Raw genomic sequence first — 15,463 nt, forward strand, 5'->3', positions numbered from 1 at the left:
GCTCCATGACTCCCAAATCCTCACCAGCAAACGATTCGCTCTTTGCGCTCAGCAAATCATTTGTTCCATCTCCCTGCGAGATTCGACAGGGGATACATAGCTACTGGTTTCTATTCAGCGGCCTTGACCTTCTTCTCAAACAAACCGAAGCTTCTTTTGCAATTCCGGAGTCCATGACGCTCCCGGTATCTCCTGACGATATCAGTGACAAACGCTGTATCGGCACCTATGACGATATGCCATGTATCGCACTCTCTTTAAAACAGAATCGGATACCACACGGTTACCATAGCTGCTCACTCCGCGAGGCTCACGGTTATCTGGAAAGTGACCTCTGGGTTATCGCCGGCAGGGCCAACCAGATTCTGCGATGGAAGAGGGACAACAGATTCTGCGGCAGATGCGGGAACAGCATGTCAGAAGTTGAGAACGAGTTTGTACTGCAATGCACCGACTGCTCCTACCAGGTGCACCCCAGGATTTCACCTGCTGTGATTATGTCGGTTATTAAGGGGAATGAGATACTGCTGGGGCGCTCTCCACATTTCCCTGAAGGCATGTACTCGACCCTGGCCGGCTTTGTGGAAGCAGGGGAAACGCTGGAGGAAGCAGTCCGCCGGGAGGTTCGTGAAGAAACGGGGATTGAGATCACTCATATTCGCTATATAGCCAGTCAGCCCTGGCCTTTTCCTGATTCGCTCATGGTCGGTTTTACTGCCGAGTATGCCGGAGGTGAAATTGCAGTAGATACCAGGGAACTCGAGGATGCTCAATGGTTTTGCCCACCCAATATGCCACGGTTACCTACCCGGATATCTATCTCCAGAAAGCTCATAGAGCTCTTTCTGGAGGACCACGAAACGTTAACTTAAAGTAGGAAACCGTATGGCGAGAACTTTTTGAGACCAACTTATCCGACTGTTATTAAACCCTTCGAGATCATACCGTTTGATCAGATAGCGAATATTGCGTATATACTGTTCACCTTTCTCGGAATAATGTAATAAGCCTGCTGCCAGTTTGTAACCGGTTACCTGCTTCCCCTGGCTCTTTAAATCTCCCCTTATTTGACGAAGCGCCCCATAGGCCCTGCTGCTGTTGACGTTGCGCAGGTAAGACCGGGTCGCCAGATAGATCGAGTCAAAGGCTGCAACCTTGACCGAGCCATGAAGAGAGGAAATGAATTTTCCCTGGCCCCCTTCCGGCAGGTGTTGTCCATACATCGCATTACCGACACGGGCAAAACGAGAGGTTCCCCAGCCGCTCTCTTCAATGGCCTGCGCCAATACCAGGGAGACGGGGATAGTATCAACCCTGAGTGTAAGTTCAACATCATTGCTGCTGTCACAGCCATACGCCTGGGCAAGAGAGTTGAGCCACCACTGTTCATCGCGACTGAGCCGTCGAAAAGAGTTTCTTTTAGAAAGGATACGGAACAACTCTTTTCGGGTATTTCGGATATCGGTATTTGCCCGGATAATCTGCGGCAGCATAAGGGAGATAAAGAGCTCGACTTTTTCATTCACCGGGAGCATTGCCAGATCACCGGGAAGGTTACGAACCAACATCGGGGGTACCTGGCCCGATTGCAGGATATGGGACGGTTCCCCATCAAGATCCCGTACGAGTTGAGCCAGATCGTGGCTGTCCTTCAGCTCCAGGCCTCTTCTGCCCGGTCCGAAAATCGCAGGAAAAATAAAGTATTGAAGAACAAGACAACTGGCTACAGTTAAAATCGTATAGGGGACAACCCAGTGAAATCGACGTAAAAGCATGAAATTAGTGCAGTAAAAGAATAAGTTTCTCCCTGTCCCAATTCGACAGGAGCCCCTTATTACCAGATATCCACCCACTCAGCAACTCATGAAAGACTTTCGCACCCTTACAAACAGAAAGAATATCAGGTCACCACCAAATTCTGTACGGCCAGGGAAGGAATTCCCTTTACAAATCATTCTTCTATGCGCAAAGTGTTGTCTTGTGGCCCAATGCCACTATTCTATTCAATTTTACATTCCATGGAGTAACAGACATGTCCAGCAGTTTCGGTAAACTCTTTTCCACCACCACCTTCGGGGAATCCCATTGCAAAGCAGTAGGCGTTGTTATTGACGGTTGCCCCCCGGGCCTTGAACTCACAGAGGCGGATATACAACCACAGCTTGATCGCAGACGTCCAGGTCAAAGTGCCCTTTCCACAGACCGGAAAGAGGCTGATCAGGTGATGATCCTCTCCGGCACAGAAAATGGAAAGACACTCGGTACACCGATAGCCCTGAGGGTCAATAACAAAGACCAGAGACCTACTGATTATAAGGAGATGTCCGATACTCCCAGGCCTTCTCATGCCGACTATACCTATCAGATGAAATACGGTATCCGGGCTTCATCTGGTGGCGGTCGGTCCAGTGCCCGGGAAACTATCGGCAATGTGGCGGCAGGTGCTGTGGCAGAGAAAATTCTGCGGGAAAAATATGGGGTGGAAATCGTGGCCTGGGTCGAATCAATCGGCTCTATCGAAGCCGGTACCGTTGACAGCGAGTCCATTACCCGTGAGGATGTGGACAGCCACATCACCCGCTGTCCTGACAGCGAGGTGAACACCCGGATGGAACAGTATGTAACAGAACTAAAGGACGCCGGTGATTCTGTCGGGGGTATTGTCGGTTGTGTACTCAGGAACGTACCGACGGGCATTGGTGAGCCTACCTATGATAAACTCGAGGCAAAACTTGCCCAGGTCATGTTGGCCATTCCGGCCACCAAGGGTTTTGAAATCGGATCCGGGTTTGCGGGAACCAAACTACAAGGTTCACAGCATAACGATCCGTTCATTAAAAAAGGTGAAAGACTGGGTACCACTACCAACAACTCAGGCGGCATCCAGGGTGGGATATCCAACGGTGAACCGATCTATTTCCGTATCGCCTTCAAGCCACCAGCCACCATATCCATGCCGCAGCAAACAGTGAATTTTGATGGGGAAGAAACCGTACTTGCGGCAAAAGGCAGACACGACCCCTGCGTTGTGCCCCGCGCTGTGCCGATTGTCGAATCGATGGCCGCCTTGGTCATTCTTGACATGGCCATGCAACAGGAGTCAAGGAAATCAATGTTATTTTAGTAACATAATGTGCAAATGAGGATATATCGCAGGCAAACATGCTCCTGCAGCGCCTGATCTGGTCAGTTAAATGAATCAAAAATGGTCTTTTTCTGAGAACATACCGGATAATAGGACGAAAATAGTACTTGAATCTATTTGCCGAAAACAGTAGAAAGTGGCAACGGGCTTGAGATATTCATACCCGAGGAAGATTCAACGCAAAAGCAATACCCGTGCATGGAGGAGAAGGATACTAATCCCCTCCGTGGTGGTATTGCTATTGCTTTTTTATTTGTGCCGTACAGACATCACCGATACGAGACGAGATTCTCATGACACCAAAACGTAATGCGCTCAGCAGCTCTCTGGACAGACTAGCTCCGCCTGAGGGCCTCATCTTGCTGATTCTCTCCGTTCTGGTTGGTGCCTGCACCGGTTTTGCTGCCGTCCTGTTTATCAAGCTGATACACGGGATCCAGCATCTCTCCTTTACCTCGACACTCAACGTTTTCCCTTTTATCGGCAAATGGATATATGTAATCATCCCCATCCTGGGTGGATTACTGGTCGGCCCACTCATCTTATTTGCCAAGGAAGCCAAGGGTCACGGTGTACCTGAAGTCATGCAGGCCCTTATTCTTCGAGGCGGCAGAATCCGCGCCCGTGTTGCGGTTGCCAAAATAGCGGCATCCGCGATCTGCATCGGAACCGGCGGATCCGCCGGTCGTGAGGGCCCCATCGTCCAGGTCGGCTCGGCACTCGGTTCCTCCATCGGCCAGGTCCTGCGGTTATCTGATGAGCGTATCAAAAACCTCGTCGCCTGTGGAGCGGCAGCCGGTATTGCCGCGACCTTCAATGCCCCCATTGCGGGAGTGGCTTTTGCCATAGAAGTACTGATGTGCGGCCTGCACCTCAGATATTTCGGTAATGTGGTAATAGCCTCGGTCTCCTCATCCATCGTCAGCCATTATTTTTTCGGCAACCGGGTCGCATTCGAGGTTCCGTTCTACACCATGAATACTCCCCTGGAGCTGCTGTTGTACCTGCTCCTCGGCCTTACTGCTGCACTGGTGGGCATCATGTTTATACAGATGCTTAACTTCAGCGAAAATGTCTTCGACAACTGGGATTTCCCCCAGGTGTTTAAACCTGCAATCGGGGCAATCGGCCTTGGTCTTATCGGGTTTATCTACATGCACCTGCCCGATGTGGCCCAGCCTATGGTTGAAAGCACTCATGGTCCGGGCCCCTCTGCAACACCAATCCCGCACATGTACGGTTCAGGTTTCCCCTTTATCGAACAAGCTATTCAAGGCAAGGCTATCCTCTGGGTCCTGGTTGCCCTTGTCTTTTTAAAACCGATTGCCACCTCTTTTACTCTTGGTTCAGGTAATTCCGGCGGCGTATTTGCACCGTCTCTTTTTATCGGCGCAATGCTTGGTGGTGCCATGGGACATCTGTTCCAGGAGTTTTTCCCGTCAATCGCCGGGAGTCCCGGTTCCTATGCCCTTGTTGGTATGGCTGCCGTATTTAGTGCCACTGCACGGGCTCCGCTTACCGCCATGCTCATCGTCTTTGAGATGAGTAACGACTACTTCATGATCCTGCCTCTCATGGTGGCGGGTATTACCGCCTGTTACTTTGCGCAATGGCTGCATCCTGAATCAATCTACACCATGAAACTGGCCAAGAGGGGTGTTCGCTTTTTTGAAGGCCGTGATATGGATATCATGCAAGGTGTTCGGGTAAGCGAGGTAATGCGGACCAAACCGGTAACTGTCAATAAAGATCAACCGTTGTCTGCCCTCATGGCCCTTTTCCAGGAGACCAACCTGCATGGTTTTCCGGTTATGAAAGACGACACCCATGTATGGGGTATTGTCACCTTGCAGGATGTTCATAAAATGCAGTCTCAAGAAGACTTTACCTCCACCGGGAAACTGGTCTCAGATGTCGCCATCGAAGCACCGATCACGGTGTTCCCCGATGAACCCATCTGGGTTGCCATCCAGAAGATGTCTCCCCGTGATCTGGCGCGTCTGCCTGTTGTCTCACGTGACGGCAGCGAGCGCCTCTGTGGGCTCATCAGTCGAAGTGACATCCTCCGAGCCTATGATGTGGGAGTGATGCGCAAGCAACGTGGCCAGATCGAGGAAGGACAGGTACACCTCAGAAAACAACAGGAGAACCGCTTTGCTGAGTTCCTGCTCAAAGAAGGGGACAGCTGCGGCAACGCCATGGTGAAAGACATCCCTTTGCCCGATGAGGTAAACCTTGTCTCAATAAAACGTGGTGGCAAGATCATCATCCCCAGAGGTTCAACCCATTTAAGCGTTGGCGACGTGCTTACGGTCTATGGAAAGACCTCGGATGTGGAAAAGCTCAAAACTATCCTCAACAGTTGCCCGATACCTTCTGCGTCAAAATAAGAGACACCTCAATCAGGCAATACCAAGATGGACCAATATTCCTTCGGCTGCCCCCCTGCCTTCGGCAATAGCGGTTACCACCAGATCCGACCCTCGTACCGCATCCCCCCCGGCAAAGACCTTTGCGTTACTGGTCTGGTAAAAGTTACCGGAACCACCCTGCCCATTGATAGCAATACGCCTGCTATCACCTATTGACACACCGTTCTCCATCAGCCACTGGGGTGGGTCAGGACGAAAACCAAAAGCCAGGATAACAGCATCGGCGGGTAATATCTGTTGGGTGCCATCTACAGGTTCCGGTCGTCTGCGGCCATGATCGTCCGGATCACCGAGTTGTGTTGTCACCACCTCGACCCCGTTCACCCGACCGTCGCTACCCGACGTAAGACTGAGTGGCTGCAGGTTCCAGCGAAACCGCACACCTTCATCCCTGGCGTTGCCCACCTCACGAACAGAACCCGGCATATTTGCCTCATCACGCCGGTAGGCACAGGTGACAGAAGCTGCACCCTGGCGGATTGCGGTGCGCAGACAATCCATGGCAGTATCGCCGCCCCCGAGCACTACCACCCGTTTGCCTGCCATGTCCAAATATGGGAACTGCGGTCTTGAATAACCGAGCAGCTTATCGGTATTGCCAATCAGGTAAGGTAGCGCATCATATACACCTTCAAGGTCTTCACCGTTAAATCCTCCCCTGATATTTGCATAGGTTCCCACTCCGACGAAAAGGGCATCAAACTCTTCAAGCATTGCTTCAAAAAAGATATCGCTGCCGACCTCTGTTTCCAGCCTGAACTCGATGCCCATATCGGTGAACACCTCACGCCTTAACCGCATCACCTCTTTATCAAGCTTAAACATCGGGATGCCGAAAGTGAGCAAGCCACCGATTTCCGGGTTACGATCAAAAACCACTGGTGTCACACCATTACGGACCAACACATCGGCACAGGCAAGCCCGGCTGGCCCCGCACCAATCACCCCTACCCGCAGATCATGTTTTTTCACCTTCGAGAGATCCGGACGCCACCCCCTTTCCAGTGCGGTATCGACTATATACTTCTCGACACTACCGATGGTAACTGCCCCAAAATCGTCGGTAAGTGTACAGGCCCCCTCGCACAACCTGTCCTGGGGGCAGACCCTGCCACATACCTCTGGCAGGCTGTTGGTCTGGTGGCAGAGCTCCGCCGCCTCTTCAATCCGTCCCTCATTGGCCAACTTCAGCCAGTCAGGGATATAATTATGTACGGGACACTTCCACTCGCAATAAGGATTCCCGCACTCAAGACATCGGTCCGCCTGCATTTTCACCTGACTTTTGCGGAACGGCTGATAGATCTCGACAAACTCTGTTATCCTTTTACCTATCTTTTGTTTGACCGGGTCAACCCGGTCAACTTCTATAAATTGAAAGAGATTTCTGTTCATCAGTCTGTCCTGTTAATGCGTATTGGCGAGCAACTCGTGCGGTGAATTTCCACGATGTCCCAGAAGCGTGTCCACATCCGTTGTTTTCGGCTTCACCAGCTTGAAAAGCGAACTAAATGAATCAAAATCCGTCAGTATCTGTTCCGCACGGGGGCTGGTAGTCTCTCGATAATGACGGCTAATGATGCCCCGCAGGTGTTCAAGCAGTACATCGTTTTCTTCCATTCCCAGTAGTTCAACCAGCTCATGATTCAGGCGATGCTCCAAACCTTCATCCTCATCAAGAACATAGGCAAATCCCCCGGTCATTCCTGCACCGAAATTCACCCCCGTCCTGCCAAGTATCGTTACCCAGCCACCGGTCATGTACTCACAGCAATTATCACCGACACCTTCAACCACCGCCCGGGCGCCCGAATTTCGCACCGCAAAACGTTCACCAGCACGACCGGCTGCATACAGCCTCCCCCCGGTGGCACCGTAGAGGCAGGTATTGCCAATTATTGATGCTTCATGGGTCAGATACTCAACCCCTACCGGTGGTTTCACCACAAGTTTACCACCTGCCATTCCCTTGCCCACATAATCGTTGGCATCACCGGTAAGGATCAGGTGGAGACCTCCCGCATTCCAGGCACCGAAACTCTGGCCACCGGTTCCGTTAAAACAGAGAGCTATAGGGCTGTTTTTCAGACCATTGTTCCCATATCGCGCAGCAATTATGCCGGATAAGCGGGCACCCACCGAACGATCGGTATTCCGGATATCGTAACTGCCAGAACCGCCGCTTCTCCTCTCTACCGCAGAGCTGAAATCATCTGCAATCTTCAGGTTTAGCTCACCCTTATCTGCGGGATGATTCAACTCCCGGTGGAACAGGGCCGACGCGGCAGTGGCCTTAACAGGGGCTGTCACGGCAGCAAGTGTGACCTTTCTCTGCTTTTCCGTAATTCCCGGCAATTCCTCGAGCAACTCAGTCCGTCCGATCAGATCTGTCAATTGGGCGACACCCAACTCAGCCATTATCTCCCGTGTTTCCCTCACCACAAACCGGAAATAATTCATAACCATCTCCGGGAGACCGGCAAAATACTGTTTACGCAAGGTCTCGTCCTGGGTTGCCACCCCCGTTGCACAATTATTAAGGTGACAAATGCGCAGGTATTTGCACCCAAGTGTAATCAAGGGGGCCGTGCCAAAACCAAAACTCTCCGCACCTAAAATCGCCGCCTTGACAATATCGAGTCCGGTTTTCAGGCCACCATCCACCTGCAGTCGTATTTTATGGCGCAATCCGTTTTCGACCAGAGCCTGCTGGGTTTCAGCGAGACCGAGTTCCCAGGGACTCCCCGCATATTTAACCGAGGTAAGGGGGCTGGCCCCGGTCCCTCCATCATATCCCGAGACCGTAATCATATCGGCATATGCCTTGGCAACTCCGGTAGCTATGGTTCCGACACCAGGTTCCGACACAAGTTTTACGCTGACCTGGGCCCCCGGATTCACCTGCTTGAGATCAAAAATGAGCTGGGCCAGATCCTCGATTGAATAGATGTCATGATGCGGTGGCGGTGAAATAAGGGTCACCCCAGGGATAGCATAGCGCAATTCTGCAATCTGCGGTGTTACCTTATGACCGGGAAGCTGACCGCCCTCTCCCGGTTTTGCCCCCTGGGCCATCTTGATCTGCAGTACTTCAGCATTCACCAGGTATTCAGGGGTCACACCGAATCTTCCCGAGGCAACCTGCTTGATTTTTGAAACCTTTTCTGTATGAAAACGGGCAGGGTCCTCCCCGCCTTCTCCACTGTTTGAGTAGCCGCCCAGACGGTTCATCGCGATGGCCAGTGCCTCGTGCGCTTCACGACTCAGGGCTCCGATTGACATTGCTGCTGTGTCGAAACGACGATAGAAATTCTCTTCCGGCTCTACCTCGTCGATCGCGATGGATTCCTGATTCATCCGCAAAGCAAGCAAGTCCCTTAGGGAAGAAACAGGGCGAGTATTGACCAGTTTTGAGAACGTACAATAATCTTCATAACTGCCTGAACGGGTTGCTCTCTGGAGACTCTGTACCACATCCGGATTAAATGCGTGATATTCGCAACCGTGCACATATTTCACCAAACCGCCGGGAAGAAGTGGTTTATGGAGTGCATTCCACCCGTACCGCGAGAGTGCCTGCTGCATTTCCCGGAAGTCCGTAAAACCGGCACCGCCTATTCGGCTTGCAACACCCTTAAAACAAAGTTCCACCACGTTGTCATCTAGCCCTATCGCCTCAAACAACATGGAACTTCGATACGAAGCAATGGTTGAGATCCCCATCTTGGAAAGAATTTTCAACAGTCCCGCATTGATTCCTTTCCTGTAATTCAGTATCACCTGCTTGGCGGAGAGATCGAAAACTTTCCGTTCAACCATTTCATTCAGTGTTTCATACACCAGGTAAGGATAAATAGCCGTTGCCCCAAACCCAAGCAGGACAGCATATTGATGCGAATCCCGCACGCTCCCTGTCTCAACCATGATATTGGTATCGCAGCGCAGGTTGTTGTCTATCAGGGCACGCTGGACCGCCCCCACAGCCATAGGGGCAGGAATCGGCAGAGTTGCCGGCGTCACATCCCGATCACTCAACACCAGCAGGACGGCCCCGTTTACCGCCTCATCGAGTGCCCGGTCGCAAAGGTCGGTTATGGCAGACTCGAGGTCACCCTCTGCCGGATAATTTATACTGAGTACCACATGACGGTAATGGTCGTGCTCTAGCGCCAGTAATTGATCAAGATCACTTTTTACCAGGACCGGGGTCTCGAACAGCACACGGTGTGCATGGCCCCTTGTTTCATTAAAAACATTCTGTTCCCTGCCGATACAGGTGGCAAGTGACATCACATGGTTTTCCCGCAGTGGATCAATGGGCGGGTTAGTGACCTGGGCAAATTTCTGGCGGAAGTAATCGTATATCGCCCTATTTTGCTGCGAGAGCACCGCCATGGGCGTATCGTCTCCCATGGAGGCTACCGGTTCCTTACCTGATTCACCAAGTACGCGGATTACCTGCTCCACCTCTTCCCGGCTGTAACCAAATAGTTTCTGGCGAATGAGCAACTGCTCATCATCAAGATTGCGCCCTGTGCCCGTTTCTCCCATATCCTCATAAGGGACCAATCTTCTACAGGAGGCCTGCATCCACTTCCGGTATGGATGCTGACTCTTCAGCTCCCTATCAATATCCCAGGAACTCCATCGTTTCCCGGTGTGGGTATCAATAACAAAAAGCTCACCGGGCCCCACCCTGCCCTTTTCAATCACTTCATCAGGCCCGTAATCCCAGATCCCCACCTCGGAGGCAAGGGTGATAAGTTTATCACGGGTAATGACATACCGCGCCGGACGAAGACCGTTCCTGTCCAGACCACAGGCAGCAAAACGCCCGTCACTCATGACCACCCCTGCCGGGCCGTCCCATGGCTCCATATGCATGGAATTAAAATCATAAAAAGCACGCAGATCATCATCCATCTCAGGATGTTTCTGCCAGGCGGGAGGAATCAGCAGTCTGAACGCCCGAAACAACCCCATGCCACCGGCCAGGAAAAGCTCCAGCATATTATCGAGAGCGGACGAGTCCGAACCCGAACTATTGACAAATGGCACCGCATCTTTGAGATCAGGAATAAGCGGTGAACGGAACTTGTAACTGCGGGCCGAGGCCCACTGCCGATTACCGGTTATGGTGTTTATCTCACCGTTATGGGCTAAAAAGCGAAACGGTTGTGCCAGTTTCCACTTCGGCATGGTATTGGTTGAGAAACGCTGGTGAAAGAGGCAGATTGCGGACTGCATCCGCAAATCTCCCAGGTCTGTATAGAATACAGGCAGATCAACCGGTCGACACAACCCTTTATAAACAACAACCAAATTAGATAAGCTGGCAATATAAAAATCGGGATCAGCCGGCAGTCTTTTCTCTATCCTGCGCCGAACCATATACAGGCGCCTCTCAAGATCCGTTGCTCCCCAGGCAAAGGGACCGCTCACTATCACCTGACGGATATCCGGCAGGGATTCAAGGGCCAGCCTACCAAGGACCTCGGTATTCACCGGAACCTGTCTCCACCCTGCCACAGTCAGGGTTTCACGCCCCAATTCTTCCTCGATAACAGCTATCGCCGTTTCTGCCTTCGTTTGATCCCGGCTTAGAAAAATCATGCCGACACCATAACGGTTGCCGAGACTCCAGCCGTTTTCTTTTGCCACCGCCTGAAAAAACGTATCCGACTTCTGGATCAGCAATCCGCACCCATCCCCCGTCTTGCCGTCTGCAGCCACACCACCACGATGCGCCATCCGCGCCAAGGACGAGATACCCGTACGCACTATTTTATGGCTTGCCTCGCCCTCCATGTGGGCGATGAGGCCAAATCCGCAATTATCCTTTTCAAGGGTCGGGTCGTAAAGGCTCATTCATCCTCTCCGGATACTGGATTTATTGAAAATGCAAAGAAATGAGTACACACCGCACACCATTTTCAGCAACTATTCCCTATTATTTATATCGGATTCGGGCGCATGGGGAAAGAAAAAAGGCCGGACTACACGGATGTGTGGCCCCATCAACCATTGTCGACAGGAACAAATGCCTGGAACAGGTTACTGTCTCCTTCCCGGATGTAAGAACAACGGGCCGTCATCTGATTAATTAAATAGATGCCGAGTCCGCCAATCGGTCGATCATCCAGGTCGGTTTCAAGAGAAGGTACTTCCTGCTCCAAGGGGTTAAAGGGGGCTCCCCAGTCCCGCACCGAGAGACAGAAAACCTCTTGGGAAGTATCGTAACTCGCCTGGAGCTCACATCGTATCTCGACCTCAGTCCTTCCCACCGGCCTTGCATGATTGACGATGTTGACAAAAAGTTCCTCGACCACCAGTTCCAGATTGCCGAGAAACGACTCGGGAACGTTCATTTCCCCTGCCTGGCTCCGAACAAACCCCTGCGCCTCATGAAGACTCCCAATCTCAACCGGCAGGGTCAACGTTTTGGCACGGGAGATCATCAGGAACCAAATGCCTCCTCGGCGGTGTTCGTCACCACAAACATCGAGCCCATCCCGGACACTTTGAACACCTCCTCCACCATTCCTGCAAGTCCGCAGAAAGAGATCGTACCGCCACTCCCCTTCATTTTCTTGGCCGCAACGAGTATCGACCGGAGTCCAGCGGAACTGATGTACTCCAGGCGTGTACAATCCACTACAATCCTCTTCTCACCGTCGTCGATGACGCTTGTGCACCCTTTCTCAAAAGCTGGTGCGCTGATGGCGTCCATCCTGCCGATAACCTGGACGAGGGTACCGTCCTCTCTCTTTTCATATTCCAGATCCATTCTATCTTTCCTCTTTATTGGTTCTTTTTGCCAATATACTGCATGGTTAACATCGTAATATCATCAGATTGGGCCGCTCCTCCGGTAAACTCCTTGAGCGACATCTCAACACTGCGAACTATCTCCTGTGCAGATCGGCCGCCACATTCATTCATGACCTTTACCAGCCGCTCTTCCGCATAGAGTTCATCATCATTATTCATGGCCTCGGTGACACCATCAGTATAGATGAACAGGGTATCGCCCGGACGCATGGTCATCACACGTGTCGTGTAATGTGTATCGTCCATAACACCCGCCATGAGTTCATTCTCGGAGGATACCCATTGGGCCGGTTCACCCTTTGGCACAATCAAGGGTGGGTTATGACCGGCGTTTGCATACCGAACCTCACCTGTATTAACATCAATGACCGCCAGGAAAAGTGTGACAAACATGCAGGACTCGTTGTCTTCAGCGAGATCCTTATTTACTTTGGTGAGAACCTCACCGGGATCCAGGCCACGCTCTGCAACTACTTTCAACAGGGTCTTGGTTACCGCCATGAAAAAAGCCGCAGGTACGCCTTTACCAGAAACATCTCCTACCAAAAAATAAAACCGGTCCTCATCTACAAAGAAAAAATCATAGAGATCGCCACCGACTTCCCGGGCCGAATCGATAAACGCATAGATATCAAACTCGCTTCTCTCCGGAAAGGCAGGGAAGAGCTTCGGCAGGATGCTCATCTGGATCTCATGGGCGATGCGGAGTTCGGATTCAATACGTTCCTTGACGGCAGTAGTCCGGGTGAGATCGGTTATATAACTCTTCAGGGAATCCTGCATGGTCCGAAATGCGGCGGTCAGTTCCCCAACCTCATCATGCGATACCACCTCGGGCAAGCGTGTATCGAGATCGCCCGAGGCCATGTGGTTTGCAGACATCGTGAGATTTCTGAGCGGTGAAGTAATTTTCGTCGTTATATAAGTGATGAGCAGGGCGAGAGCGAGAAAACCGAAAGCCCCCAGAGCAGCAACCTCCCTGTTGAGGCGCCCAACTTCGGCCAACATCTCTTTTTTGGGGAAGACAACGCCGATCGACCATTGCTGGTCTGGAAGCGGCGTAAAATAGACGAAGCTGTCTCCGGTGAACGGAAGATCCGGAACCTCTTCCACCCCTGTCTCCCCCCCAATCATTCGGCGGCCGACCCTGGTGAGAAGTGGATGCTCCAGGCTCTCAGCCGAAGTGAATATCGTCTCATTCATAACCAGCTCACTATTCGGGTGGGCGATAAAGGTCCCGTAGCGGGAAAGCATGAAAACATACCCTGACTCGTTGGCGTTAATCTCTGAGATCAAAGTCTGAATCCGGGTAATCGAGATATCGGCGGTCACCACCCCGCGCAGGACCTGGCGGCCTTTTTGTTTGCGGTAAAAAGGGACGGAGTACGTTGCCATCAACTGGTTGCCACCGCCTTCATCATAATACGGTTCTGTCCAGATGGGTTGTTCAAATTCTTTTGCTAACTGGTACCAATCCATATAGAAATATTGATAGTCCAGTCCACCCAGGATCGTGTGAGCGAACCGATTTTGAGAACGGTATGAATAGGAAGTATAATATTCCCGGTCGGAATCAAAGCCAAACGGCTCAAAAGCAACGGCTGTACCAAATATTTCCGAATTATCGCTGAGTACTCTCCTGCCAAGCCTGCCAAGGAGATCCCTGCTGATATTACTGTCTTCCAGAGAAAAAGAAATGCTCTCCACAACCTTCTGGACACTGTTGAGTGAAGCCGAAATCCGCTTTGCAGTGGAATCAGCAAGCAGTGTGCCACGCTCTTCAGCAAGTCCCACAATGATATCACGGGAAACAGTGTAATTGTAGCCGACAATTCCTGCAAAAATCAGCGCCGAAAAGAGAAGCGTCAGTGCCGCCAGCCGAAAAGCGATGCCTCTCAAATTCATCGTATTTGCTCCTTATAGAACTCCTCATAGGTGATCGCCTTCTCAATGATACCGGCATCCCTGAGTGCATCCATGGTCCTGTCAAAATCCTGCCGTTTCAGTCGGGTATCAAGAGTTGTGGCGTCAACCATGATAATATCTTCCATACGTGCCAGCATCCACTTCTGGTGCGCCCTGTTCGCCCTGATGTTCGCCCCTTTCATGATTGCCAATATAGTATCGACTGTTTCATCAGGATTGGCGAAGGCGTAGCGCCACCCTTCAACCGTCGCCTGGACCAGCGCAGAAACAGTTTCAGGAGACCCTGTGAGCCTTGACTTCAGACAATAAATACCATCTTCGGGCATGTTCAGGTCCAGTTCGCTAAAAAAGAAGGCGGTCATCTCCTCCGGGGCCAGGCCATAGGAGATCAATTGATGGTATTCATTGTACCACATGGCCATAACCGCATTGAGGCCGCCTCGCATGAACAGCTCGAACGTGGGAGACTGCCTCACTAGTGCCACGCTCAACCCTTCGCGTTGAAAAAGTGCCTGCGGCTGCAGCTGGAATCCCTGGCCCCAGGTACCGATCCTGGTCCCGTCGAGATCCATGATCGTCCTTATGCCTGAATCCTTCCTGGCCACCAGCATCAAGGCCGAACGCTGAACAATCTGGCCTATATTGACCAATTCCACGCCGCGTGCCCGCATTTGAAGGGCAGTGGTGAGAAAGGCGGTGGCGAAATCTACCTCTCCATCGGCCACCAGTTCCAGAGAGTTTCTGTCCGCCCCACCGGCAACGATCTCCACATCGAGCCCATATTGGGCATAGATCCCTTTCTCCCTGGCCATGTAATAACCGGCGAATTGGGCTTGAGGATACCATTGCAAAGCCAGCCGGACCGGTCTTTCAGCGGCAGGCAGCCGAGCCGGACCAGCGATGATGAAAAGCAGCAGAACCAGTAAAACCTTGCAGCAGCCCCTTAAGGATCTGTCTTGACTCATCACCGACACCATCAGGAATCGCACAGGAATACTTTCATTTTCTTCCCTCTGTTCGCCCTTCGTAGAAAGGCCTGGAGTCTTGTGGACCAGTTTTGTAACCTCTTCCGGTGTTACTGTTTTCATCTGTCTTTTTTCCTCAACAACGTTCCTTGAGTCGTTAACCC

The 15,463-nt window shown here is 51.8% G+C and carries 10 protein-coding genes; 3 read left to right on the forward strand and 7 right to left on the reverse strand.

Features of this window, described 5'->3' with window-relative positions:
- Window positions 1-5 precede the first annotated feature (5 nt).
- Window positions 6-872 (forward strand): NAD(+) diphosphatase, encoded by an 867-nt coding sequence (nudC, locus tag GA520_RS17250; protein ID WP_163337664.1) that lies wholly within the window; start codon window positions 6-8, stop codon window positions 870-872.
- On the opposite strand, the gene GA520_RS17255 is transcribed toward nudC, so the two are convergent.
- Complete coding sequence (locus GA520_RS17255; RefSeq protein WP_163337665.1) at window positions 864-1,775, reverse strand: glucosaminidase domain-containing protein; 912 nt, start codon at window positions 1,773-1,775, stop codon at window positions 864-866. The two genes, nudC and GA520_RS17255, sit on opposite strands and share 9 nt — an antisense overlap.
- Before the next feature lie 257 nt (window positions 1,776-2,032).
- Here GA520_RS17255 and aroC point away from each other — a divergent pair, with 257 nt between their 5' ends.
- A complete protein-coding gene (aroC, locus tag GA520_RS17260; protein WP_163337666.1) occupies window positions 2,033-3,124 on the forward strand; it encodes a chorismate synthase in 1,092 nt (363 codons plus the stop codon).
- 314 nt (window positions 3,125-3,438) lie between these two features.
- Entirely contained in the window at window positions 3,439-5,535 is a 2,097-nt protein-coding gene (locus GA520_RS17265; RefSeq protein ID WP_240910122.1) for a chloride channel protein, read from the forward strand.
- A 12-nt stretch (window positions 5,536-5,547) separates the two neighbouring features.
- On the opposite strand, the gene GA520_RS17270 is transcribed toward GA520_RS17265, so the two are convergent.
- The 6 genes from GA520_RS17270 to GA520_RS17295 form a co-directional block, all read right to left on the reverse strand.
- The gene (locus GA520_RS17270; RefSeq protein WP_163337667.1) at window positions 5,548-6,972 is read right to left on the reverse strand and encodes an FAD-dependent oxidoreductase; all 1,425 of its coding nucleotides are present in this window, start codon (window positions 6,970-6,972) and stop codon (window positions 5,548-5,550) included.
- A gap of 12 nt (window positions 6,973-6,984) precedes the next feature.
- Window positions 6,985-11,445, reverse strand: coding sequence for a glutamate synthase large subunit (gltB, locus tag GA520_RS17275; protein ID WP_163337668.1), 4,461 nt, complete (start codon window positions 11,443-11,445; stop codon window positions 6,985-6,987).
- A 149-nt stretch (window positions 11,446-11,594) separates the two neighbouring features.
- Window positions 11,595-12,035, reverse strand: a complete 441-nt coding sequence (locus tag GA520_RS17280; RefSeq protein WP_163337669.1) for an ATP-binding protein — start codon at window positions 12,033-12,035, stop codon at window positions 11,595-11,597.
- Window positions 12,035-12,364 (reverse strand): STAS domain-containing protein, encoded by a 330-nt coding sequence (locus tag GA520_RS17285; RefSeq protein ID WP_163337670.1) that lies wholly within the window; start codon window positions 12,362-12,364, stop codon window positions 12,035-12,037. The genes GA520_RS17280 and GA520_RS17285 overlap by 1 nt, the downstream gene beginning before the upstream one ends.
- 14 nt (window positions 12,365-12,378) lie before the next feature.
- The gene (locus GA520_RS17290; protein ID WP_163337671.1) at window positions 12,379-14,313 is read right to left on the reverse strand and encodes a SpoIIE family protein phosphatase; all 1,935 of its coding nucleotides are present in this window, start codon (window positions 14,311-14,313) and stop codon (window positions 12,379-12,381) included.
- Window positions 14,310-15,422, reverse strand: coding sequence for an ABC transporter substrate-binding protein (locus tag GA520_RS17295; RefSeq protein WP_163337672.1), 1,113 nt, complete (start codon window positions 15,420-15,422; stop codon window positions 14,310-14,312). Before GA520_RS17295 ends, GA520_RS17290 begins: the two co-directional genes overlap by 4 nt.
- Window positions 15,423-15,463: the final 41 nt, after the last annotated feature.

The sequence above is a fragment of the Desulfopila sp. IMCC35008 genome (assembly GCF_010646885.2).
Lineage (GTDB): Bacteria > Desulfobacterota > Desulfobulbia > Desulfobulbales > Desulfocapsaceae > Desulfopila.